The sequence below is a fragment of the Mesorhizobium mediterraneum genome (genome assembly GCF_002284565.1).
Lineage (GTDB): Bacteria > Pseudomonadota > Alphaproteobacteria > Rhizobiales > Rhizobiaceae > Mesorhizobium > Mesorhizobium mediterraneum.
Genome location: NZ_NPKI01000021.1, coordinates 62,789 through 87,325 on the forward strand (window position 1 = coordinate 62,789; position 24,537 = coordinate 87,325).

Annotated in this window: 21 protein-coding genes and 1 pseudogene; 10 read left to right on the forward strand and 12 right to left on the reverse strand. The window is 61.6% G+C overall.

Features of this window, described 5'->3' with window-relative positions; translation table 11 throughout:
* Positions 1-409 precede the first annotated feature (409 nt).
* Positions 410-1,738, forward strand: coding sequence for an oxygen-independent coproporphyrinogen III oxidase (gene hemN / locus CIT25_RS19010; protein ID WP_095486067.1), 1,329 nt, complete (start codon positions 410-412; stop codon positions 1,736-1,738).
* Positions 1,739-1,971: 233 nt separating this feature from the next.
* Here the strand turns inward: hemN and CIT25_RS19015 are convergent, their stop codons facing one another.
* The 10 genes from CIT25_RS19015 to CIT25_RS19060 all read right to left on the reverse strand — a co-directional run bounded on the left by CIT25_RS19015 (position 1,972) and on the right by CIT25_RS19060 (position 13,396).
* Positions 1,972-3,615, reverse strand: coding sequence for an MFS transporter (locus tag CIT25_RS19015; protein WP_095486068.1), 1,644 nt, complete (start codon positions 3,613-3,615; stop codon positions 1,972-1,974).
* A gap of 172 nt (positions 3,616-3,787) precedes the next feature.
* Entirely contained in the window at positions 3,788-4,771 is a 984-nt protein-coding gene (locus CIT25_RS19020) for a beta-ketoacyl-ACP synthase III (protein WP_095486069.1), read from the reverse strand.
* Complete coding sequence (locus CIT25_RS19025; RefSeq protein ID WP_095486070.1) at positions 4,768-6,033, reverse strand: adenosylmethionine--8-amino-7-oxononanoate transaminase; 1,266 nt, start codon at positions 6,031-6,033, stop codon at positions 4,768-4,770. Before CIT25_RS19025 ends, CIT25_RS19020 begins: the two co-directional genes overlap by 4 nt.
* Entirely contained in the window at positions 6,033-6,668 is a 636-nt protein-coding gene (bioD, locus tag CIT25_RS19030; protein ID WP_095486071.1) for a dethiobiotin synthase, read from the reverse strand. The genes CIT25_RS19025 and bioD overlap by 1 nt, the downstream gene beginning before the upstream one ends.
* On the reverse strand, positions 6,665-7,804 hold the full coding sequence (locus tag CIT25_RS19035) for an 8-amino-7-oxononanoate synthase (RefSeq protein WP_024505572.1): 1,140 nt from the start codon (positions 7,802-7,804) through the stop codon (positions 6,665-6,667). The genes bioD and CIT25_RS19035 overlap by 4 nt, the downstream gene beginning before the upstream one ends.
* Entirely contained in the window at positions 7,801-8,769 is a 969-nt protein-coding gene (bioB, locus tag CIT25_RS19040; protein ID WP_245329906.1) for a biotin synthase BioB, read from the reverse strand. The genes CIT25_RS19035 and bioB overlap by 4 nt, the downstream gene beginning before the upstream one ends.
* 206 nt (positions 8,770-8,975) lie before the next feature.
* Positions 8,976-9,857, reverse strand: a complete 882-nt coding sequence (gene nadC / locus CIT25_RS19045) for a carboxylating nicotinate-nucleotide diphosphorylase (protein WP_024505570.1) — start codon at positions 9,855-9,857, stop codon at positions 8,976-8,978.
* A gap of 1 nt (position 9,858) precedes the next feature.
* Positions 9,859-11,400 carry an L-aspartate oxidase gene (locus tag CIT25_RS19050; RefSeq protein WP_095486073.1) on the reverse strand — a complete coding sequence of 514 codons (1,542 nt, stop codon included), beginning with the start codon at positions 11,398-11,400 and terminating at the stop codon, positions 9,859-9,861.
* Entirely contained in the window at positions 11,397-12,371 is a 975-nt protein-coding gene (gene nadA, locus CIT25_RS19055) for a quinolinate synthase NadA (protein WP_095486074.1), read from the reverse strand. The genes CIT25_RS19050 and nadA overlap by 4 nt, the downstream gene beginning before the upstream one ends.
* A gap of 62 nt (positions 12,372-12,433) precedes the next feature.
* Positions 12,434-13,396, reverse strand: coding sequence for an NUDIX hydrolase (locus tag CIT25_RS19060; protein ID WP_024505567.1), 963 nt, complete (start codon positions 13,394-13,396; stop codon positions 12,434-12,436).
* A 171-nt stretch (positions 13,397-13,567) separates the two neighbouring features.
* On the opposite strand from CIT25_RS19060, the gene panB reads away from it, so the two are divergent.
* The 4 genes from panB (at position 13,568) to CIT25_RS19080 (ending at position 16,853) form a co-directional block, all read left to right on the forward strand.
* The gene (gene panB / locus CIT25_RS19065) at positions 13,568-14,404 is read left to right on the forward strand and encodes a 3-methyl-2-oxobutanoate hydroxymethyltransferase (RefSeq protein ID WP_095486075.1); all 837 of its coding nucleotides are present in this window, start codon (positions 13,568-13,570) and stop codon (positions 14,402-14,404) included.
* A complete protein-coding gene (gene panC / locus CIT25_RS19070; protein WP_095486076.1) occupies positions 14,401-15,309 on the forward strand; it encodes a pantoate--beta-alanine ligase in 909 nt (302 codons plus the stop codon). Before panB ends, panC begins: the two co-directional genes overlap by 4 nt.
* Positions 15,310-15,408: 99 nt before the next feature.
* Positions 15,409-16,128: a LuxR family transcriptional regulator gene (locus CIT25_RS19075; RefSeq protein WP_029354898.1), complete on the forward strand. Its 720-nt coding sequence runs from the start codon at positions 15,409-15,411 to the stop codon at positions 16,126-16,128.
* A gap of 92 nt (positions 16,129-16,220) precedes the next feature.
* Entirely contained in the window at positions 16,221-16,853 is a 633-nt protein-coding gene (locus CIT25_RS19080) for an acyl-homoserine-lactone synthase (protein WP_095486082.1), read from the forward strand.
* A gap of 364 nt (positions 16,854-17,217) precedes the next feature.
* Here CIT25_RS19080 and CIT25_RS37555 read toward each other — a convergent pair whose 3' ends face one another.
* Positions 17,218-17,466, reverse strand: a complete 249-nt coding sequence (locus CIT25_RS37555) for a DUF6074 family protein (RefSeq protein WP_095486077.1) — start codon at positions 17,464-17,466, stop codon at positions 17,218-17,220.
* Between the two features lie 536 nt (positions 17,467-18,002).
* Here CIT25_RS37555 and CIT25_RS19090 point away from each other — a divergent pair.
* Positions 18,003-18,689, forward strand: coding sequence for a Crp/Fnr family transcriptional regulator (locus CIT25_RS19090; protein WP_095486083.1), 687 nt, complete (start codon positions 18,003-18,005; stop codon positions 18,687-18,689).
* A gap of 481 nt (positions 18,690-19,170) precedes the next feature.
* Here CIT25_RS19090 and CIT25_RS19100 read toward each other — a convergent pair whose 3' ends face one another.
* Positions 19,171-19,560, reverse strand: coding sequence for a hypothetical protein (locus CIT25_RS19100; RefSeq protein ID WP_029354905.1), 390 nt, complete (start codon positions 19,558-19,560; stop codon positions 19,171-19,173).
* A 681-nt stretch (positions 19,561-20,241) separates the two neighbouring features.
* Here CIT25_RS19100 and CIT25_RS37560 point away from each other — a divergent pair.
* From CIT25_RS37560 to CIT25_RS19115, 4 genes and pseudogenes are all read left to right on the forward strand, one after another.
* Positions 20,242-20,787, forward strand: a 546-nt coding sequence (locus tag CIT25_RS37560; RefSeq protein ID WP_245329902.1) for a cation:dicarboxylate symporter family transporter, incomplete at its 3' end; no start/stop codon positions are given.
* Between the two features lies 1 nt (position 20,788).
* Positions 20,789-21,478: pseudogene (locus tag CIT25_RS37565) on the forward strand (cation:dicarboxylate symporter family transporter); the annotation flags it as partial.
* Between the two features lie 694 nt (positions 21,479-22,172).
* Entirely contained in the window at positions 22,173-22,889 is a 717-nt protein-coding gene (locus tag CIT25_RS19110; RefSeq protein ID WP_095486078.1) for a DsbA family protein, read from the forward strand.
* A gap of 327 nt (positions 22,890-23,216) precedes the next feature.
* A complete protein-coding gene (locus CIT25_RS19115) occupies positions 23,217-24,218 on the forward strand; it encodes an ArdC family protein (RefSeq protein WP_095486079.1) in 1,002 nt (333 codons plus the stop codon).
* Positions 24,219-24,537 lie beyond the last annotated feature (319 nt).

Sequence of the window (24,537 nt, forward strand, 5' to 3'; positions counted from 1 at the left end):
AATGAGCGGACGTCAGCTTTAGAGCGTCTCGGTGGCTAAAGCCGGTATGGTTTTTCGGCCGGCAGGGAAGGCCGCTGGCTGGACCTGGATGGCGTCTGAACGAGGCTTGACAGGTGCGTTGCGACGTTTGGCGTCGGACATGAATTTCGCATTGCAAAGTTCTTCCGCAGACGCCTCAAGCACACTGCATCGGCGTCACGTACTCAAACGTTGAATGCGGCACCGCACCATCACCTCAGGCGGACCATGGCACGCGCGCTCGGTTGATACCGTCCTGTCCAAGCGAGACTGCGACATCGCCGCCTCCGCCTTGAAAACGCGGAGAAAGCGGGACGCACTGACTTAGGTCAGAGACAGGACGAGCGCGCAACGAAACAATGATGGATCAGCGACGTGGGACGACAGCTCCTTGCACACCTCAATCCTGACAAAGTACCGGGACCCCCGGCCGCCTTGGTATACCATCTATCCGACTGTGCCAGACTTCTCTGCGGCGGTTGGTGCTGACGATTATGAGGAATGGCTGAGGGGCCTCCCGGCCGACGAATCGGTGTCGCTCTATTTCCACATTCCGTTTTGCCGATCCATGTGCTGGTATTGCGGCTTCCCTACCGCGGTCACCCGTCGCAACGGCCCGATCCTTAATTATTTGGCGGTGCTGCGTCAGGAGATCAGTTTGGTGTCGGAGCAAGCGCGGCAAGGGCTGCCGGTGAGCGATGTGCATTTCGGCGGCGGAACGCCTCACCTTATCGGGCCAGCCGAGTACTTGGCGCTGATGGAATTTCTACGCCGCCACTTCGCTTTCAGCAAAACTGCTGCGATCGCCGTGGAGATCGATCCCCGAACGTTCACACCGGAAATGGCCGAAGCCTTGGCAGCTACCGGTGTCAACCGCGCGAGCATCGGCGTGCAGAGCTTTGATCCCGATGTGCAAAAGGCGATCAATCGGATCCAGAGTAAGGTGCAGACGGCCGCTGCCGTCGAAAATCTCCGCCGGCATGGCGTTGGCCATATCAACTTCGATCTCATCTTCGGTCTCCCGAAACAGACTGTGCAGTCCTGCATCCAGACCGCGATGGCTGCGGTCGCCATGCGCCCCAACCGGTTTGCGGTGTTCGGCTACGCGCATATTCCTTCCGTGATAAAGAATCAGCGCCTAATCGAGCAGGCAGGTCTACCGGACGGCGATGTTCGCGCCGAACAGGCTGCAGCTGTCGCCGAGACACTGGTTGGCGCCGGCTACCGGGAGATCGGGCTCGATCATTTCGCTTTGCCGGACGACGAACTCGCGCTAGCGCAGAAGACCGGGCGCCTGCGGCGTAATTCGCTGGGATACTCGGCCGATACTTGCAAGACCGTGATCGGCTTCGGCGCGTCGGCTATTGGCCGAGTCGGCGAGGGGTACGTTCAGAACGAAGTAACACGGGATTCTTACGCCCGGCACATCGCAAGTGGACGTCTGGCGACATCAAAGGGCCACCGTCTGACCGACGATGACCGGGTGCGCGCAGCAATCATCGAGCGACTGATGTGCGATTTGGAGGCCGACGTGCCGACCATCTGTGCCGCCCACGAAATCGAACCAGCTCGTTTTCTCGATTCAGTTGAGCGTTTGGTGACGCTGGCTGAGGAGGGGATCGTGGACGTCGAAAACGGCTTCATCCGCGTGCGGCCGGAGCACCGCTTTGTTGTTCGCGCCGTTGCTGCTGCATTCGATGCTTTTCTCGCGAATCGATGAGTTGAGGCCACGACTCGGAAGGCATCAGACCTTGTTTGGCGCTCGTCGGCATGGGCTCTCGCAGAAGACTCCGCAAGCGCATGCAGGGGACTTCCACTTGACGCCGCGTTTCCCATCATCTCGCCTGGGTGCGCTCGAAAGCGCACAACTCGGAGCACGCTGCTCTCGGTGTGAGGCTGTGCTCTGCAAAGCACCGGTGATCCACCCTGTCCTTGGATAGCAGCTTGCTGGCGTCATCTTGGAGGACGAGAAAAGATTGTCGAGGTACGGGTACGAATTGCCTCGGTCGTTCGTTCAATCGAAAGCACTGTCTGCGGAGGCAGCTCTCCTTCATGCAGTGACAGGAGATGCTGGCCGACTTCCTTATCTGCTGCGGTGAGTCGATGATTTAGGCGGAGAAAGTCCATCCAGGTGGGGGTGCGGAATGTCTCCGTCCAAAGTGACGGTGTTTGCAGATTTCGCTGGAGCGTCCAGTTTCGTGCACCGGCACGGCTCTGGACGTGTCGCCGCGTGCGCATGTAGCCCAGAAAGGCCTCGATATTTTCCTCCGATATCAAATACTCGACCTTGGCCACGATAGGGCCACTTCTGGGTTTCAGATCGAGAGCCACGTCCGGCGGATGAAAAACTGAACTTTCTTGATCCGTTTCTTCCCAGGGACGGACCGGCAACACGATCCCCGCTGCTGCAACCAGCAACAGAGCGCCCGCGGCGCCCTCCAATGCTGAGGTCAAGGAATAGTTTTGCGCGACAGAACCCCAGATCCAGCTGCCAGCAGCCATACCGCCTGCGCTCAAGGCGTAGTAAATGGAGAGCGTGCGGCCTACAACCCACCTTGGGCTTGCCAACTGCACCGACACGTCAATGCCCGTCCAGGTGATAAGCCAACCCGCTCCGCCGAGCGCCAGCGAAATGGCCGCCACAGGAACCGACGATGTCAGGGCAAGGGAGAGGCAACAGACTGCACAAGCCACAGAGGCGAAGGCCACCAGCCTGTTTTGAGACGTGACCTTCCTCAAGAAGCCGTTGCCCATGCCCGCTATGAAAGCACCCATGCCGAAGCCGGCCAATAAGATACCGTAGACAATTGGCCCACTCTTCAACTGATCCCGGACGACGAGAGGGAGCAACGCCAGAATGGAGATGCTTGCCAATCCGAAAAGAGCTGCTCGGGCGGTCGCTGCCCTGATCTCCAAAGACATCGCCGTAAAGCGCACTCCGTCATGAATTGCCGTCGTCATTCTCTCACGAGGGAGAGGCGAAGAGCGGACCTCCCATTTGGTGCGCCATATCGCGCTTATAGGCGCCAGATCACTCACCGCAGCCAAGGCGAAAGCGGCCAGCGGCCCAAAGACGGCCAGGATCACGCCCCCCAAGGCCGGACCAACGCTGCGCACAATGTTGTATCCGACGGACATAAGCGTCACTGCGGCCGGAATGTCGCGTTTGTGAAGGATATCGCCGACCGAAGCGTGCCAGGCCGGATCATTCAAGGCAAAGCCGCAGCCGGCCAGGAAACCTAACCCGAGAATCAGCCAAGGACTGACAAATCCCAGACCCACAGAAATCATCAGCGTCGTCGACGCCGAAGCTATCAGGCAGTGTCCCGCAAACATCACCCACCGGCGGCTGAAGTTGTCGGCAATGGCTCCGGCGAAAACTGAGAGGAAGAACACCGGCAATGTAGATGCGGCCTGGACGAGTGCAACCATAAGGTCGGACGCAGAAATCGTTGCCATAAGCCAGCTGATGGCGACCGTTTGCACTAGCCAACCCAGGCTGGAAATCTGGGTGGCCGTCCAAATTGAGCGAAACACCTTGTTTCGAAATGGAGCCAGCGTCTTTGAAACGGGCGGTTGAGGATTTTCGCTCTGCATGAGGTTTTGCTGGCCTTCGATGAGCGCTGCGATTTGAGCAAGCGGTTCGGTACTTAGACATCGCGGAGCACCGCACGGAACCAGCTCTATGGAGCTTGCCGGCGACTATTTACGTATTGAGCCATTCTCATAGTCTCATTCATGAGCAGTCCTGTGCGCAAGCGTCGCTTTACTAAATTCCCACGACAAGCGCGCCGCCGCTGAGACCCGCACCCGCTGCCGCCAAGAGGACTTTCTCGCCAGGCCGAAACGGCTGCGCCCGATGGGCGAGCGACAATGAGAGCGGGATCGTCGCGGCGGAAGAGTTGCCATACTCGGCGATCGTCTTGACGATCGAGTGATCTGCGATGCCGAGATTCCCGCCGACCGCCTCGAAAATGCGAGCATTGGCCTGATGCGGCACGAAACGATCGAGGTCTTGCGGCCTCAGTCGGGCAGCAGTGAGCGCATCTCTCGAGCAGGCGGTCATCATCTCCACGGCCTTGCTGAACACTTCACGGCCGTCAGTGATCGTCATCCGTGTCTGCTCGAGGTCGAGGTCGCCATGGAACGGGGTGTTGCTTCCGCCGGCGGGAATCTGGATCAGCCCGTAGCCCGAACCGTCGGAATCCACCGAAGCGCCAAGAATGCCCCGGTCAGTGTCGTCGCACGAGCCGATCACCACGGCGCCGGCGGCATCGGCAAACAGCACGGCGCTGGCGCGCTCGGCCGGATTGATGCGGCGGCTGAGGATGTTGGCGGCAATGACAAGGGCCGCCCTGCCGTGCAGGCGGGTGAAGCCGTCGGCGAACATCAGCGCATAGATGAAGCCGGCGCAGGCGCCGGTCAGGTCGATCGCGCCGGCGCGACCTAGTCCCAGCCGATGTGCGACCAGGGGCGCGCTTGGCGGCAGAAGATGATCGGGTGTGGAGGTAGCGAGCAACAGCAGGCCGATGTCGCCGCGGTCGATACCGGCATTGGTCAGCGCCATGTCGCCGGCGTGCGCGGCAAGGGCCGACAGCGTGTCTTCGTCCGCTGCCCAGAAGCGCGACCGTATCCCGGTGCGCCGCTCGATCCAGCCGGGTTCAAGCCCGAGACGATCTTCGATTTCCGGATTCTCCACCTTGCGCGCGGGCGCATGATGGCCAAGCCCGAGAATGCGCGATGATCGGCTCATGGCTTTGAGCCGAAGCGTTCGCCGGCCTCCTCGATGGCGTCATAGAGCCCATCCAACTCGTTGCCGGTAATGCAATAGGGCGGCAGAAGGTACAGGACATTGCCGAGCGGGCGCACGAGCAGGCCGCGCTCAAGAAAAAAAGCGCGCAGTTTTGGCCCGATCTCGGCCAGATAACCGGCTGAGCCGGTGCGTAGGTCGATTGCCGCGATGGTGCCGGTTGTCCGGCAATCGGTGAAGCGAGGGTTGTCGCGAAAGCGTCGAAGCCCGGCGGCCTGTCGCTCGCTCAAGGCCGCGATCCGCTCGGCCACCGGCTCGTCGTGCCAGATCTCGACATTGGCAAGTGCCGCCGCGCATGCAATCGGATTGGCGGTGTAGGAGCTCGAATGGAAAAACGTCTTCTTGCGATCCTCGGAATAGTGAGCCTGGAAGATGGCATCGGTGGCGATCGTGGCGGCCAGCGGGATGGTACCACCGGTCAGACCTTTCGAGGTGCACAGGATGTCCGGCGAGACGGACGCCTGTTCGCAGGCGAACATGGTTCCGGTGCGCCCCCAGCCGGTCATCACTTCATCGGCGATCAGCAGCGTGCCGGCGGCCTCAGTGATCCTCTTCAATTCGGTCAGAACCCAGGCCGGATACATGAGCATGCCGCCGGCGCCGAGCACGAGCGGCTCGACGATCAGCGCGGCGGCGCGCCGGTCGCGGGAGAGTGCCTCGAACCGATCCAGCGTTTCCTGCTCGCGCCCGGCGGCCGGGAAGGGGATGGTGTCGACCTCGAACAGCAAGGGCTCGTAGGCGGCGTTGAACACGCCACGGGCGCCGACGCTCATCGCCCCAATCGTGTCACCATGATAGCTGTGCTCCATGACGACGATGCGCGAACGCGGCGCGCCGATGTTGCGGAAATAGCCGAGCGCCATCTTCAGCGCGACTTCGATGGAGGTCGAGCCACTGTCGGAATAGAACACCCGGTCAAGGCCGGCGCGTGCGAGGCCGACAAGCGCCTCGGCCAGGCGCTCGGCCGGCTCGTGGGTGAAGCCTGCGAAGATGATCTGGTCGAGGCTCGACGCGGTCGTCTCGATGGCCTTCATGATGCGGGGGTGGCGGTGGCCATGAGTGACGACCCACCAGGAAGAAATCGCATCCAGGATGCGGGAGCCGTCGGCCTTGTGGAGATAGGCGCCTTCAGTCAGCACGATTTCAGGGATCGAGGGCTCTAGCGCGTGCTGCGTGAACGGATGCCAGACTCGAGACTGCGCCATCAGTCGCCTCCGGCAATCATGGCCAGGTCGAAGCCGGAAATCATTGCATCTCTCAACGTTTCACCCGTCAGCGGACCGAGGTGCGGCAGCCTGCCCAGCTGCGGCACGCCGCCGAATTCCACGATTGTCCTTTGTGTATCGGCCACCTCTTCGCCAATGAAGGCAATGCCGATGAGCGGGATGGAGCGGGCTCTCAGGGCCTCGATCGACAACAGCGTATGATTGATGGTGCCAAGCGCGGTGCGGGCGCACAGTATGACCGGCAGCCGCCATTGTTCGAATATGTCAATGAACCTTGTCTGTCGATTGAGCGGCACCATCAGCCCGCCGGCGCCTTCGATGACGAGCGGTGTCGGCAGGACCGGAAATGAAAGATCGTCGGCCTCGATCGCGACGCCGTCGATTTCGGCTGATCGATGCGGCGACAGCGGCATCGTCAGTCGATAGACTTCGGGCAGCACGCGTCCGTCGGGCAAGCCGGAAAGCCGGGCGACGACCTCGCTGTCGGTCTCCTCGTCGAGGCCCGATTGCACCGGCTTCCAGTAGAAGCCGTCGAGCAGCCCGGCAAGTCCGGCCGAAAACACTGTCTTGCCAATTCCAGTGTCTGTTCCGGTGACGACGATGCGTTTGGTCATGCTGTGGCCAACACTCCGACGAGAGCCTCGACCATGGCGGAAATGTCGGCTTCGTCGACGTTGAGAGTCAGCGAAATGCGCAGGCGCGACGTACCCTCAGGCACTGTCGGCGGGCGAATGCCGCGTATGTCGAAGCCGCGTGCCTGCAGTCCTGCCGCCACCGCCATGGTGCGGCTGTTATCGCCGATCACAAGCGGCTGGATCTGCGAGCCGCTGGGCATCACGCCGCAGCGTTCGGCCAATTGCCGGCTCGCGAAAGCGACACGCTCGTGCAACTGAGCACGACGCATAGGCTCGTCAGACAGAATAGTCAGCGCCTCACGTGCCGCGACTGCCATCAGCGGCGATGGTGCGGTCGCATAGATGAATGGCCGGCACCGGTTGATAAGATAGTCGCACAGTGTTCGCGGTCCGGTAACGAGCGCGCCGGATGCGCCAAGCGCCTTGCCGCATGTGTGGAGCGTGACGATGTTGTCGCGGCCTTCATACGCGGCGGCCAGTCCCCGGCCGTCCGGTCCCCAGACGCCGGTGGCATGCGCTTCATCGACGACGATGAATGCCTGGTACCGATCAGCCAGCGCGACCAGGCTCTCCATCGGCGCACGGTCGCCATCCATGCTGTAAAGGCTTTCGAAGGCGATCCACACCCGCCCCATGCCGCCTTCGGCGCGCCAGCGGGTGATTGCGTCCTCGACAGCGTCGACGTCGTTGTGCGCGGCCAGCTTGAACTCAGCGCGCCCGGCCTGGGCACCCTCATGCATGCTGGCATGAGCGAGCTCGTCGAGGACCAGCAGGTCGCCTTTCTGCGGCAGGGCCGTCAGCAGAGCGAAGTTGGCGATATAGCCGCTGCCGAAGAACAGTGCACGCTCGGCTCCGAAAAATGCCGCTGCGTCCGCCTCCAGTTGCTCATGTTCCGGTGCATTGCCGCGCAACAGCCGCGATCCGGTGGCGCCCACTGGCGTGCCCCGCGCAATCGCCGTCGAAACCGCATCGCCCAGTCTTTTGGAGGCGGCAAGTCCGATATAGTCGTTCGACGAGAAGTCGAGCCCGGCGCGCGGTGCGAGCGTCCGCAACCGGTCCTTGCGCCCCAGTCCCCGCAAGGTTGCGTCATAGCGGGCAAGAATTGCCTCCTTCATTGCGTGGCGAGTTCCATAGGCTCAATGCCGAGGCGCCGGAACAGAAGGGTATCCTTGTCCTCGCCGGGATTTCCCGCCGTCAGCAGCGTGTCGCCGACAAAGATCGAATTGGCGCCGGCAAAGAAGCACAGCGCCTGCGTTTCGTCGCTCATCGCCGTCCTGCCGGCGGACAGCCTTACAAAGGATTTCGGCATCATCACCCGCGCGAGCGCAACGATGCGGACGAAATCGATCGGATCGATGGCGTCGGCCGCGGCAAGCGGCGTGCCTTCGATGGGAATAAGCATGTTGATCGGCACGCTTTCCGGCGGCTCGGGCAGGTTCGCGAGCGTGACCAGCATGTCGATGCGATCGGTCTTTTCTTCTCCCATCCCGACAATGCCGCCGCAGCAGACTTTCATCCCAACCGCGCGCACGTGCCCAAGCGTTTCCAGCCGGTCGGCAAAAGTCCTGGTTGAAATAACCTCGCCATAGTAGCGCTCAGAGGTATCGATGTTGTGGTTATAGTAGTCGAGACCGGCCTGCTTCAGGCGAGCAGCTAGCTCAAGATCGAGCATGCCGAGTGTCATGCAGGTCTCCATGCCGAGCGCCTTGACGCCCTCGATCATGGCGACCACGACGTCCATGTCGCGCTCCTTGGGACTTCGCCACGCCGCGCCCATGCAATAGCGCGTTGCGCCGCCATCACGCGCCTTGGCCGCTTCGTCGATGACATGCTTGGCGTCCACCAGCTTCGACGCCTTCACCCCGGTTTCGTAATGCGCAGACTGGCTGCAATAGCCGCAATCTTCGGGGCAGCCGCCGGTCTTGATGTTAAGGAGCCGCGACAGCTGCACTCGGTTTCGATCGAAGTTCTGGCGGTGGATCGTCTGAGCTAGGAACAGCAGATCGTTGAACGGCATGCCGTAGATGGCCTCGGCCTCTTTGCGGTTCCATCGCGGAGGCGTTCCATCGAGCGATTGCATGGTCTGGTTCACGTCGAACTCCGAGTTCATTCCAATCGTCATCGTCAAACCTTTTGTTGCTAGTCCGGTACGCCTTAAGGAGTCTGTCGACCGGCAAACCCGGTCCGACTTGGCTTTGGAGCGCACTCGCTAAAGGCGAGCTGCGGCACGTCTTTCCAGCACCTCCTACGTCTGCCGAGCTGATGTTGCTCCTCACGCCGTAATCCTCAGTTCAAGTGCTTGCAGATGTTCTGGTGGTCCGGCATGTCCAGGCCGATGTCGAGGATCGGGGCGCTGTGCGTCAGCCAACCCATGGAGATGAGATCGACACCGGTCGCCGCAATCGCCGCCGCCGTTTTCGGCATCACCCGACCGGACGCCTCGGTGATCGTACGGCCATCCACTATAGAAACCGCGCGGGCAAGATCCTCGACCGACATATTGTCGAGCAGCACCGCGTCAACACCAATCGCGAGCGCTGCATCGAGCTGCTTCAGCGTGTCGACCTCGACCTCGACCTTCACCATATGCCCTGCTGCGGCGCGCGCCCGCTCTATTGCTGTGCGGATATCGCCGGCGATCGCGATGTGGTTGTCCTTTATGAGCACGCCGTCATCGAGGCCGAACCGGTGATTGGCACCGCCGCCGACGCGCACGGCGTATTTCTCCAATGCCCGCAGCCCGGGCGTCGTCTTTCGCGTCGATACAATCCTCGCCTTGTGACCGCGCACGGCCTCAACCATGGCCGCTGTGGCAGTGGCAATGCCGCTCAGCCGGCATAAGAAATTGAGGGCCGTGCGTTCGGCCGTGAGCAGGCCTCGTGCGGGTCCGGACAATCTTGCAATGGTTTCCCCGGCCCCAACCTCGCTGCCATCAGGGCGCCAGATCTGGATGTTGATCGCCGGTTCCACGAGAAGGAAGGCATACGAGACCAGATCGAGCCCGGCAACGACGCCCGCCTGCCTCGCTTTGAGCACCAACGTGGCAGTGCAATCATACGGGATAACCGCATCGGTGGTCAGGTCGCCGGATCTGCCCAGGTCTTCGAGGAGCGCAACGCGCACAATCGGTTCGATCAGGGTCGCGGGGAGGGGGGAGAATGAAGTCATATCAAGTGCTCCGTATGGTAGCCCGGCAATCGAGTGCGGCCGCGGCCCGCATTGCGCTGTGCAGTGTCAGCCGTGATGGGCGCACGTTGGCATCGTGGAGCGGGAAATCGGACCGACAGTGCGCGCCTCGACTCTCTTCCCGCCTCAGGGCCGCCGCGGCGATCATCAGTGAGACCAAAGCCGGACCAGAGGCAGCGACACTATTGGCTGCGATCGGCAGCAGGGTCGCCACCGCTTCGCGCATTGCCTCGCCGTCGCGGATGATACCCAGGGCGGCGGAGACAATCGGGAGGACCACGGAAGCGTCTGGTCGTGGAGGGACGAATGTGGAGCATCTGCGCGGTCGCCGGGTATACGACGTGCCGGCAACGCTTTCGGCAACCCAGCTCGCGGTGACCGCCGCTTCGGTGAGCGAGTTGCTGGCCAGGCGGTTGGCGCCGTGCAGGCCGGTACAGGCCACCTCACCGCAGGCCCACAATCCCTCGATGGAGCTGCGGCCGGCGCTGTCTACGGCGACGCCGCCCATGTGATAATGTGCCGCCGGGCGCACCGGGATCAGGTCGGTCGCGGGGTCGATTCCTGCGCTCCGGCACAATTCGGCGATGCCTGGAAAACGCTTGCCAAATCTCGGGCCGAGACTTTGCCGTGCGTCCAGGAATACGCGGCGTCCAACGGCAAGCTGGTGCCAAATGGCGCGCGCTACGACGTCGCGAGGCGCAAGTTCACCGCCAGGTGTGTCGGCGAGGAAGCGCTCTCCTCGCTCATCGATGAGCACCGCGCCTTCGCCACGCACGGCTTCGCTCACCAGCGGCATCGGCCGGCGCGGACCGTCGAGCGCAGTTGGATGGAACTGTATGAATTCCAAGTCGGCGAGTTCCGCCCCCGCCCATGCGGCGAGCGCCAGCCCGTGACCCCATGAGCCAGCGGGGTTTGTCGTGTCGCAAAACAGCCCGCCGACGCCGCCGGTCGCCAGCACCGCGCGACGCGTGGGCAGAGCGAGCGCGCCGGCTCGTCCTGCGGCGACCACGGCGATGACCGACCCGTCCTGCACGACCAGCCGGCGGACCTCCACATTTTCGATAGTGGTGATCGAGGCTGTACGCCGAACCGCGGCGATGAGCACGCGCACCAACTCGCGACCGGTGGCGTCGCCAGCTGCATGCACAATCCGCCGTCGCGAGTGTGCCGCCTCGAGCCCAAGTCGCAACGCGCGGTCAGGGTGCTGGTCGAAGTCGACGCCGAACCTTTGGATCGTCCTAATCGCTTCGGGTGCAGCTCGTACCACTCGCCGCACCGTGGCCTCATCGCAGAGTCCGTCGCCGGCAGCTATCGTGTCGCAAAGGTGAAAATCTGGGCCGTCGTCGCCCCCGAGACTTGCCGCAAGACCGCCCTGGGCAAGTTCACTGCAGGCTCCGGTTCCAAGCGGCGCGTTGGTCAAAAGCACGACCGGTTCCGGCGCCAGATGAAGCGCCGTCATCAGGCCGGCAATGCCGCCGCCGATGACGACCGGCGCCCCGGCGATGTCGCGAACCTCCAGACTCATAGGGAAAGCATGCGCTCGACCGCGCGGCGGGCGGGGCCGGCAATTTCGGGATCAATCCGGACCTCATGCCGGTTCTGCTCGAGTGCGGCGCGAATGTTGGCCAGGTTGATGCGCTTCATGTGCGGGCACAGATTGCATGGGCGAACGAACTCGACGTCGGGATGCGCGACCGCGACGTTGTCGCTCATCGAACATTCGGTCAGAAGGACGACACGCGTCGGTTTCTCACGCTCGACATAATCCGACATCGCCGCGGTCGAGCCGGAGAACTCCGCCTCCGCGACAACGTCTGGTGGGCATTCTGGATGGGCCAGCACGATGACGCCTGGATGGGCATCGCGCAGTTCCCGGATGTCTGCTGCGGTGAAGCGCTCATGCACCTCGCAATGGCCTTTCCAGGCGATGATCTCGACGTCTGTATCGGCTGCCACGTTCCTCGCCAGATATTCGTCCGGGAGCATCAGCACACGCGCCACGCCAAGCGATTCCACCACCGCCTTGGCGTTGCCGGACGTGCAGCAGATGTCGGACTCCGCTTTTACGGCGGCGGAAGTGTTGACGTAAGTAACAACGGGGACCCCCGGATACCGCAGCCGCATTAGCCGCACGTCGTTTGCCGTGATCGATTCGGCCAGCGAGCAGCCGGCGCGGAGATCCGGGATGAGCACGGTCTTGTTCGGATTGAGCAGTTTTGCCGTCTCGGCCATGAAATGAACGCCGGCAACCACGATGATGTCAGCGTCGACCGTCACCGCCTTGTGGGCCAACGCCAGGCTGTCGCCGACGATGTCTGCCACGCAATGAAAAATTTCGGGCGTCTGGTAATTGTGCGCCAGCACCACCGCATTGCGCTCACGCTTCAGCGCTAAGATGGCTTCAATATCGCCGGCGAACGCGGGCCATTCAACGGGTGGGATCACCCGCCGGACACGCTCATACAGGGACGCAGCCATAGGTAACGCCCCAGTCATTGGCGCCTCGATTATATTCGGTTTGACAATAAGGGAATATATCTACCTTGACTATAAGTATGTCAAGCCCGCGCCAGCGGTAATTTTGTCCCGGCGATAGCCCTGTCGTCGAGGACGGCATGCCGGAAGCGATAAAGCTTCGCCGGTCGGCCGCCCGTGTCGAGGGAGGTCTCCCCGGTCTCCTCAACAAGTTCCTGCTGCTCGACCAATCTCCGGAAGTTCGGCTTGTTGATCAGCCTGCCAGCCAGAGCTTCCACGGTTCGCTGCAGTTGCAGCAGCGTGAAGGAAGGCCGCATAAGCTCGAACACGACCGGCCGGTATTTGATCTTCGAACGCAGCCGCGCGATACCGGTTGCCAGAATACGACGGTGGTCAGCGACCATTGGTTTGCCAGCCGCGGCCGCAATCGCGTCCCTGCCGCCACCGGCCTCCTCAATCAGAGCAGCTTCATAGAGCAACTCGTAGCGTTGGAGCGTGAGTTCCTCGTTCCAATGGCGGTCGTCGAAGCCGAAGGCTATCGCAGCGCGCTGCCGGCGCTCGCGTTGAGTGGTCGGCTCGCTGGCGCCGCCGGCCCACTCAATCAGGCGGGGCCGCAATCTATCGAGCAGCACAGGCGGCGTGCCGAAGCGGTGGTCCTCCCAGGGAAAATATTCGTACCAACTTTGCCAGCCGCACGCGGCCGAGTTCGTTGCCTGTTCCTTCCTGGTCAATGCGAGATAGCTGATTGAGATGACGCGCTGGTGGCGCTCAGTGCCGATGCGATCGCGATCGGCGAAGGTGTAGAGTTGCTCGATGTATCCAAGTGCATGGCCAGTCTGCTGCTCCACCCACCCCCTCAAACCCGACTGCAGTGATCGATGCTCAAGGGCAAAAGGTCCAGAAGGGAGGGTGTCCGCATGACCGACTGTGAGGACACAGGGCTCACTGTCGTTTACGGCGACCACGACGGCAGTCAGGTCCACTTTGGCTTCGTCAGCTTTGACGGCGGCTTTGCCTTTCTTGGTTCTTCTTGTCTGAGGATCCATGTTTGCGAAAGTGGGTTGGCCCAACGGAGCGCCTTAATCGATTGAATGTAACCTTGGCAGCCAGCACGTCAACACCGTACTACTCAAGCACTGTTTTTAGCTCTTCGCAGTCGCACAAAAATATGCCAAACGCGACACCCGCTGTTGGTAACGTAAGGGAAGGGGCCTCGGTTGAGCGCGGCTGGTGAGATAAAAGGGATGACTCCTCCAGATATTCGATCGCGAAAAGGCCAGACGCCACTTGTATGCTTGACGGCCTACACCACGCCGGTCGCGAGGCTGCTCGATCGCCACTGCGACATCGTTCTTGTCGGCGACAGCGTCGGCATGGTGCTGCACGGCCTGTCGTCGACGCTGGGGGTCACGCTCGACATGATGATCATGCACGGACAGGCCGTTCGCCGCGGCCTTGAACACGCGCTGATGGTCGTCGACCTGCCCTTCGGTTCCTACGAGGAAAGCCCAGAGCACGCTTTCGGCAACGCTGCGCGCGTGATGGGTGAGACCGGTTGTTCAGCGGTGAAGCTCGAGGGCGGCGAGACCATCGCGGAAACCATCCGCTTCCTTACCGCGCGCGGCGTACCTGTCATGGCCCATGTGGGGCTGACGCCGCAGGCGGTAAACACGTTCGGAGGCTATCGTGTGCAGGGCCGGGGAGCCGATGCAGAGCGGATCAGGCGCGACTCCAGGGCGGTAACCGAGGCGGGCGCCTTCTCCTTGGTGCTCGAAAAGATACCGGAGCAGCTTGCACGGCAGATAACCGCCGATATCGACATACCCACCATCGGCATCGGTGCCTCGCCAGCTTGCGACGGCCAGATTCTGGTGAGCGACGATATGCTCGGGCTCTTCACCTCATTTCGGCCGAAGTTCGTCAAACGCTATGCCGAGCTCGGTGAGCAGGCTGAGGCGGCAATCGCCGCTTACGCCACCGATGTGCGGAACCGGCACTTTCCGGCGGTCGAACATCTCTATGTCAACGCCTTGAAGGCCGGAGACTTCACATGAGCGTGCCGATCGCTCGAACCGTGAGCGAGCTGCGCGCCGTCGTTGCGCAATGGCGTCGCTCGGGTGCCACGATCGGTATTGTGCCGACCATGGGAGCCTTGCACGACGGGCATCTGAGCCTTGTGCGGAAGGCGCTTGAAAGGGCCGAGCGGGTGATCGTGACGCTGTTCGTAAACCCCAAGCAGTTCAACAGCCCCGCCGACCTGATTGCCTATCCTCGGACGGAAAGCGAAGATGCTGCCAAGCTCGCGCCGCTGGGCACGCATCTGCTCTATGTGCCGGACGCAGAGGAAATGTACCCGGTGGGCTTCGCCACGGCCGTTTCAGTGTCCGGCATCAGCGAATGCCTTTGCGGCGCATTCCGGCCCGGCCATTTCAGTGGCGTGGCGACGGTCGTGGCCAAGCTCTTCCTGCAGGCCGGCGCTGACTTCGCCTTTTTTGGCGAAAAGGATTTTCAGCAACTTCAGCTTGTCAGGCGCTTGGTCCGGGACCTCGACATTCCGATCACTATTGTGCCCTGTCCGACAGTCCGCGAAGCCGATGGTCTTGCGCTATCGTCGCGTAACGTGCGGCTCTCCCCAGCCCAACGCGCCATTGCCCCAAAACTAGCATCGGTCCTGCTCGATACGGCCGAGCGGCTTGCACGCGGCTCTCCCATCCTGCCTACGCTTGATGAAGCGCGTGCAACAATTCTGGCTGCCGGCTATCGCGAGCTCGAATACCTGGAGCTTCGCGGAGAAACAGACCTGCAATCGTTAGCAAGCCTTGACCGACCGGCACGCTTGCTTGCTGCGGCTTGGCTTGGCGACACGCGGCTCATCGATAACGTCGCAATATCACCCATCGGTAGTTGGTCAGGTGCGCGGAGCTCTCTCCAATCGGAAGCAGCACAGCAATTGCGGTGATGACGGCGGCGCGTCGTACGCCCTGCAGGGACAGGCCATCATTTAGAACCACGTCTCCGCCCGGCTTCCAGCAACCTCCGCGAGGTACGCAAAGCGCAGATGCATCGCGTATTTGAAACCTTGGTCGAGCAACTCTCTGCAAGCGTCGATGCCGTCGATCTCCATGAGGCAATGGCGTCCGCCGCAGCCGGGTTCGACTTTCCGTTCTTCGCTTATTTCACCTACCCATCCGCTTCCGGCGACACGCCGCGATTGATCTCGAATTATCCATCATCATGGACATCACATTACCTGCAACTGCGCTACCACAGCGTGGATCCCGTGATCCTGCGGGGACTGCGAGGCTGGGATACCTTCGACTGGGGTGTGGACCGCGATCACCGTTATTTGCCGACCTCGCAGCAGGAAGTCCTGGAAAAAGCAGCTGAGTTCGGCATTCGCGGCGGACTGACCATGTCGATGCATGATCATCGCGGCCGGTTCGCCGCACTGACCTTCGCCTCCAACGAGGCGCATCCGCCACTTTTGAGGTCGCTGACGCGCTACGAAAAAGCAATGCAGTTGGTTGCGATCAACGTTCATATCCATGCCCGGCGCAGGCTCGCCGAAGATTGCGTGGTAGATGGCATAACGCTCACCCCGCGGGAGTTCGAGTGCCTGAAATGGGCGGCGTGCGGCAAGTCGGCCTGGGATATCAGCCAGATTCTCGGTGTCTCGAAACGCACCGTGACCTTCCATCAGGAAAACGCCAAGGCGAAGCTTGGCGTGCGAACCATCAACCAGGCCATAGTGCGGATGGCTGCTCGGGCGAGATCCTGATCCTCTCCAAGGCTAGCTGTAAAGGTCTACAGGCTGCATTCATGACGGCTTTGCCCTTCGATTGCGTGGACACATCCCGCACGGAGACGACAATGATGCAGCTGATAACACCCGACTGCTACGCCGAGTTCGCGAGCGAACTCAGGGAAATGCACGGGCTTAGGTATCGGGTTTTCAAGAAGCGGCTCGATTGGGAAGTGCAGACCGAAGGCGAAATGGAAACGGACCCGTTTGACAGCCTGAACCCCGTCTACCTACTTCTCAAGGGGTCCGATTGGCGAACTTGCGGCTGCGTCCGCCTTTTGCCGACCACCGGACCGACTATGTTGCGCGATACGTTTCCGGCGCTGCTGGATGAGATGGTGGTCCCTGCGAGTGCCGATATCTGGGAGAGTAGTCGTTTCGCGCTCGATCTCCCTGCGACAGCGCCGAAGGCTGCTGGCGGCCTGGCACAAGCAACCTACGAGCTCTTCGCGGGCATCATCGAATTCGGCTTGGCCAACAATCTCTCCGGGATCGTAACTGTGACAGATACGCGCATCGAAAGGATCCTTCGTCTCGCGACCTGGCCGTTGTCACGTATCGGACAGCCCCAGCAGGTCGGCAACACCGAGGCAGTCGCCGGCTTCCTCGAGATTTCCTACGCCAGTCTCTTGCGCATCCGCTGGAGGGGACGCCTGAACGGGCCGGTGTTGTGGCAACCAGTTCTCATCCAATCGGCATAGCGCCTGCGGATGCTCAGCCGTGACCTGGGTTAAGTCTGCTCACGGCCGCCACCGCCCGCCGTCAAGCTGAGCGGACCCGGCCCCACGAGCATTCGACTGTTCCGGTCGATCGACTCGCGCGGCCGGACTTCGGATTTCCGTAGGCGCAACCCGCAGTCCAGCGTGAGCACGCCAAAATGGCGCCCGTCCGCTTGGAAAGAAGCCAATGTGGCTTCTGAGGTCGCCTTGGAATATTGGACCGGCCGCCGTGAGCGATCCCAACCTCAAACCTTTGCCGGTATGCCGGTTTGGCCGGACCGTCGGCCAGTCGGCGCAGTCCCCCGATAAGGACCCGAGCTGACGCGCGATCCAACAGCGCCCAAGCCTATGCTATGTGCATTACCGTTCGGTTGGCCATATCGTCCAAGACCGCATGAAGAAGGCTTCCAACCTCCTGCGCAGCGAACTCTGGCGCAATTCCTACATCGGACAATTGAATGAGCATTTTCTTGGCAGCACAGCGCCAGAACGCACTCGCCGCCTCGCCGTTCTTGGTCTCGAGGGCCTGGGCGATACTTTCGACCAATGTGCGTCGCCGATGCAGCGGAAATACGCAAATGTTTGAGTGATGCATCAATCACCTCACAGTTTCAGTTCCACAAAGAAAACACCGGCGTCTTCAAAAGCGCCGCGCTAGCGCGGTGACGGTTCGCGGCGACATGACGAGTTCCACTTCCCCTCGACAAGCCATTGGGCGATGAGCCGCCGGACCGCACATCCGGACCGCACATAAGGTGAACCACCATTGCTGATCCGGCTGCGTTTCCTGTGCCGTTCCGCGACGAGGCGTTCCAGCCCGAATTGACGTCCAATGACTTGATTTCTGAAAGGGCAGGGCGGTACGAATCACCCGACTGTTCCGCCGCTTACATTCCTGCGAGCTTGTGTAGGAATGATTAAAGCGTGCCCGAGCCGTTCTTGGTGGCCGCAGAAGGGAATCATTGCCATCCGCGCCTATCGTAAGGCCGCGCGACTTCTAGCATGGCTGCACTGCCCCGACAGGGCTTTGCAATCGCGCGTTTCGAAGCCTATGCTTGGCATCGGCCGTCAGTTACTTCGGATGCAGCCGACAGTAAGAGGTACGCGCTCTTGCCCGCATGGGAGAGAGCCTTGCCCGAATCCCTTTTTCGCAACCAGGTGCTGAAATCCCTTTCGCCGGAGGACTTCGCGCTGTTGCGACCATCGCTGCATCGCGTTCAGTTGGAGATCGCGCATCAGCCGATCAGGAATGGATATTTTCCCGAGAGGGGCATCGCCTCGGTGGTCGCCACCATGACCGGCGGACGGCAATGTGAAGTCGGCATTATCGGATATGACGGGATGACAGGAATTGCCGTCATTCTCGGACAGGACAGCTCTTCCAACGAGACCTATATCCAGGTCGCAGGCAATGGCTGGCGCCTGCCGGTTGAAATCCTTCGTCCTGCGGTTGCGGAAAGCCCGTCGCTGCGCACGTCAGTGCTGGACTATGCCCACGCGTTCCTTGTCCAGTCGTCCCGGACGGCACTGGTCAATGGCCACTCCAAAATCGAGGAACGGCTGGCCCGCTGGTTGCTGATGATCCATGACCGCTCTGACGGAGACAAGATCTACCTGACGCATGAATTTCTGGCGACCATGCTCGGCGCCCGCCGTCCCGGGGTCACCACGGCCCTGCAAATGCTTGAATATCGAGGACTTGTCCGTGCCAAGCGCGGCGAGGTCACGATTATCGACCGCGTCGGATTGATGGAACTCACGCATGGCGCTTACGGCGAGGAGGAGCAACGTTATTTCGGCCTGGCCACCGCTGCCTGATTGTCCGGTATCGGACATAGGCTTGAAGGCTGCCGAACTCCCGTCCTAGATCGTGTCAGTCAGAGTTTCAGGGAGGCGGGTGAAAAGCCGCCGAAGCCTATGTTCTGTCCAGAGGCAAGGCCCGGTTCCTCTCCACCGCCCAGGCGATCCGCGCCATTCGAACGCTTATGCCGGCGTGCAAAGCGACCGATCGCGAGTTGAGGAATTGGTGGCGGCGACGTCCATCGTTCACGGTGTGCCCGTCGCCTTCGACGCAAGGACAACCGATGGAGTAGAACCACGGCTGCATTCCTAGGAGGGCATGCCGCGCCGTCCAGACTGTCAGATCGGGCATTCGTCAGATGGTTGTCCGCTAACTTAACTGGCAGAGTCTACAGGACGCAATTGCGAACTCACCGATCGCTTGGCGGCCAAAGCTGCCGGCAAGCGATCGCCTCATCCAGCCGTCTGCACCATCTCATCACAGACATCATCGGCGATGCTACCTGCCCAGCATATGTCCAGCATTTCGCAGGGCGGCCAGAAGGAGCCTCGCATAGCCTGTGACATCGATCTGGGCCTGCATGGACAGGGGCATGCTGGTCCAGTTCTCCAACGGTGCAATGAAAGGTGAGAAGGTGCCATTGACAAGGCAACAGCAGCTAACAAGGCCCTCTCGGTCCAATGCCACCACACCGATCTTGTCGCCTGGATATCCAATGGCTGCGACTCGCTGGACCTCCAGGTCACCGTCAACCCGCACGTCGAAAAGAAGGCTACCACGGCTCCTCGTGGCTATCTCAGCCGCCTTCTCATCAAAGCTTGAAGAGAGCAAGCGGACGCTTTCCACCGCCATCTGGAAAATCACCAAATCCAGTTCATTCACGGCCATATGGGCAATTGCGCGCAATGGGTGGTGATTGCAATGACACACACTGCTTGTTCACAGATGTCGGTCACGAACGATCATTCGTCGGGTTCCGGTTCCGACCAACGGTGTGGCCCACCTGATCGTGCTGCGGTTCGAACATTCCTAACGCGAGCCGAGCGCGCTGTTGATGAGGATGGAGTCTAGGTCTCGGGCCCTGCCTCGCGGCTTCCTCATCCTTGGCAGACCCCTTGCAACGCCGCCGCGATGGCGCAAACGCCAGATGAAGCTGATCCATCGCTTGATCGTGAACTGAGCTTCTGAACACCCTTGGTGGGACAGCAGGGTGGAAGGGCTTGACCAACGCTGCCCCCGTTTTCGAAGAGGGCCCGTCCTCGATTGAATCTTTGGAGCCCCGTGCGGCGCGCAGGCAAATGTTGACCATCTGGACGCAGGTCCCAGACCCCAAGGCAAACAGGAAACCTTCCAGCCAGCCAAGCTGCGCCGAAGCAAAGAGCGACCTTTGGAATTCCCAAGAACTGACCCTTCCATAGTTGACTGGCAACCGCAGCGCGAGTGCGGGAGAGCGATTTCCCCTCTTTGCTATTTGGCACATCGCTTGCGCAGAAGGGGGCGCAGCGTTCGACCGGAGCACTGCATGGGAGAAGGAGGAGCCCCACCCCGATCCGGTCAAGGAGAGAAACGGTGTTGGTTCCACAAGTCCCCATAGCGAACGCAGCGGCCCGCAAGCGCCATTTTGCCCGAGCCTACGTGCAGGTGCTTGCCGCCATAATCCTGGGTGCCGCAATCGGCTATTTCCATTTGGAGACCGGCCAGAGCCTGAAGCCGCTCGGCGATGCCTTCGTCGATGTCGTCAAGATAATCACCGTACCTGTCATCTTCCTGACAATTGCGACCGCCATTGCCGGCATGAGCGATCTGCAGAAGGTCGGCCGAGTTGCCGCCAAGGCGATGGTTTATTTCCTCACCTTCTCGACACTTGCACTCGTTGTCGGACTGATTGTCGCGAATATCGTTCAGCCTGGCGCCGGCCTCAACATCGATCCGGCCTCGCTCGATGTCCAAGCCGTTAAGGGCTATGTGGCCACGGCTCACGAGCAGTCCGTGACCAGCTTCCTGATGAACATCATCCCATCAACCATTGCCAGTGCCTTCGCGGAAGGCGACATCCTGCAAGTCTTGTTCTTCTCGGTCCTGTTCGGCGCGGTCTGCCGCTACAACGGCCGCTCGNATCAACCATTGCCAGTGCCTTCGCGGAAGGCGACATCCTGCAAGTCTTGTTCTTCTCGGTCCTGTTCGGCGCGGTCTGCCGCTACAACGGCCGCTCGATCTTCTCTCTCGTCCGATACATCAAGGACGAGCTGCTGCTCGCAACGTCCTCCTCGGAGGCCGCGCTGCCCTCGCTCATGGAGAAGATGGAAAAGGCCGGCGCCACGCATTCGGTCGTGGGTCTCATTCCATTCAATCTGGACGGCACGAATATGATGCTCGCCGCCCTCTTCATCGCCCAGACGACGAAAACTGATCTGCCGATCGGCTGCCGGATCCTCATGCTGTTCGTCGCATTGTTCCCTTCGAACGGAACAACCCGCATTACCGGTGCAGGCCTCGTCACAATGGCTGCAACGCTCTTTCTTGTTCCGGCCGCACCGGTCACCTCCGTGGGTCTTATTCTTGGCGTCGATCAGCTTATGTCCGAATGCCACGCGCTGACGATTTTTCTCCGCAGCGTAGCGGCAACGCTGGCTGTCGCCCGGTCTGGGGCGAGCGGGATAAACGACGATTCGGGGAGCGCCTCACTAGCGGACCGTTCAGCGCTCTGGCGGTGGACGGTCAAGTCGCCCGGCGTGGTGAACGCAGTTCCCCGCGCGAACGACGCTCAGCTATTGGGGTGGGCCCGATGGCGCAAAGCCGTATTTGAGAAACCGCCAGATCGCACCGGCACCTGTGCGCCTGTAGCAACTGCGGGGCACGATCCAAAGCGACCCACTTTACACCAAAAAGGCGGGCCGTTGCTGCCAGGCCGTCCATGGATTTGAGCCTCATGTCTAAGACAACTGCCACCACTCTCGCGGTTCTCCTTTTTCTCCTCGCCGTGCTGCTTTCGGTGCTGGTGAGCCATAATAGCGCGCACCCACACCGGCGGGAAAGGCCGCCCCCGACCATGCAGTCGTGCCAATGGACAGTCAAAAGTGGAGCGGCGCACTCGTCAACGACCCCGCTTCGCCAAATCGCCGGCAACCCGGAACGTCCGGGGACCCTTCAGCGCTCTGCCGGGCGGACGGTCAGTCGCCCGGCGTGGTGAATGGCGGTCGCGGTTGCCCAGCCCGCGCGAACGACGCTCAGCTGGTGGGGTGGGCCCGATGGGGCAAGGCCATCTTTCCAGAAACCGCCAGAGCGCACCGGCATCGATAGCTGTGCGCCCTCGCGACTGCGCCCTGTGGCAAGTGCGGGGCTCGATCAAAAGCATTTTACACCAAAAGGCGGGCCGTTGCTGCCACGCCGTCCATGGATTGGAGACTCATGTCTAAGCCGACTGCCATCACTGTCGCAGCTCTTCTTTTACTCCTCGCCGTGCTGGCGAGGCAATATAGCGCGAACCTGCACCGGCAGGCGTGGTCGATCGACTGGCAAAAGTGGAGCGGCGCATTCGACAACGACCCCCTTCGCCAATCGCCGGCAACCCGCAAGGCGGTGCCGTTCTGGTCATATTCAATCACTACCACACCTGTCCGCATTGCAGACTGGCAGATCTCAACTACCAAAAAGCCTTCAAGAATGATCCCAATCTGAAGCTTGTGATCAAACAGTTCCCGGTCCTGAGACCGGATTCCCAATTCCCAGCCTTCGCCGCACTCGCCTCCAGAAAACAGGGAAAGTATGACGAATTCCGCCGCGCCCTTATGAGTTTCCCAAGTCGGATTAACGAAATCAGTCTCATGATCGCAGCACGTGTGGGCCTCGACGTTGAGCAGCTCAAGCGGGACATGCAACATCCGGCCATCGCAGATGAATTTGCTCGCACCCGGGCACTCGCGAAAGGTCTGCACATCCTCGGTACGCCCGCGTTGCTGGTCGGCGATAAAGTGATCGCCGACCTGGTTGACATGGCCAGCTTGCAACGCTTGCTCGCCGATGCGCGCTCAAGCGTGCTGGCTCTCGTGCGGGGCAGCATCTGTAGATCGGCCACGCTGTTGTTGCCCGAGCGTGCCGTTTGTGGCAGCTGGCTTTGCTATTGCTCCTCGGCATCTTGTTGCGGTCATCCAGCTGCCGTGGGCGCCAACAACAATCCTGAGCGCCCGCGCCTCAAGGCGCTGGCCGGGTGCTCGTGAACCGAGCCCGCTTTTCTTCGCCAGGCTCAGGCGGTCTCGGCCCTGCGGCTTCGCCCCCTGGCGCGGGGCAGCCTTCGGCTGCTGACGGTCGCCGGCCTGTCGGCCGGCGTCGTTTTTATCGTGGCCTTCCCCGGTGGCGCAGGGCGGGCAGCACTCCCTTCTAGGCCCGCCGCGGCGTCCCGCAACCCTTCGCTTTCGCTTCGGGTCCTCCACTCCGTTCCGGTCCTGCGGATGCAGTCCGCCTCCGACGTCGGGCCTTTCCGGTCGCTTTCGCCGCCCACCCCGCTTCTGGGGAGGGCGCGCGATTGAAGAGCGGAGGACATCACGATGCGTGCAAACAACAAACGTTGCGGCAGCCGACAGGCTGGCGCAGAGAGTGGCGGGCGCACCGGCGCCAGCCTTTATCAGGAAATCACCGACCGCATCATTGCCGAACTGGAGCGCGGCACCGTGCCATGGGTCAAGCCGTGGGGCAGGGCAAGGGCAGGCCTCGGCCTGCCGCGGAATGCGGCCACCCAGCGCCGATATTCCGGCATCAATATCCTGATCCTGTGGGGCGGGGTCATCGATCGCGGTTTCCCCAGCCAGAACTGGCTCACCTTCCGGCAGGCGCTTTCCCTAGGTGGCAATGTCAGGAAGGGTGAGCACGGCACCACCATCGTTCACGCTGACCGCTTTGTTCCCAAGAACGAAAAGCAACGCGCCGACACCGATGGCGACGAACCGCAGGCGGTGCCCTTCCTGAAGCGCTTTAGCGTCTTCAATGTCGCGCAGTGCGATAATCTGCCCGAATATCTTTACGCCGCCGGCGAGCCTCTGCCTGAGCGCGAGATGGTCCCGCAGGCCGAGGCGCTCATTCATGCAACCGGCGCTGATTTTCGCATCGGCGGCGAGCGCGCCTTCTACATGCCCGGCAGCGACACCATACAGGTGCCGCCGCAGCCGGCTTTCTTCCACCAGATCGACTATTACCGGACCTGCTTTCACGAGCTTGGCCACTGGACCGGCCACCCGACGCGACTCGCGCGCGACCTGTCCGGCTCCTTCGGGTCCAACACCTATGCGCGTGAGGAACTGGTCGCCGAAATCGCATCAGCCTTCATCTGCAGCAGTCTCGGCATCGAGCCGACCGTGCGCCATGCCGACTACATCGGCTCATGGCTGACGGTTTTGCGCGAGGACAACCGCGCCATCTTCCGCGCCGCAAGCCATGCCTCGAAAGCCGCCGATTTCCTGCTTGGCCTCAATGCCGATGTCGAAGGCGAGGCACATGCCGAAACCGCCCATGGGAGCGCGCAATCCTCACACGCGACCGCCTTGCGCCTCTGATGACGCAAAAGTCGCCCGCAATCAACTCGACAGTTCTTTTGAGGTTGCGCTAACGCCGATGGCCGGCGTTGGCGCCGATCGTTTATCGGACCGAGGTTCGCAAAAAAAGGGCGGCATTGCTGCCGCCCTCTCGTTGCGAAAGCCGCCAGAGCTGGATTAGAAATCCATACCGCCCATGCCGCCCATGCCGCCGCCACCCATGCCGCCAGGCATGCCGCCGCCGCCAGCCGACTCCTTTTTCGGAGCCTCCGCGATCATGGCTTCGGTGGTGACCAGCAGGCCGGCGACCGAGGCCGCATCCTGGAGAGCCGTGCGCACG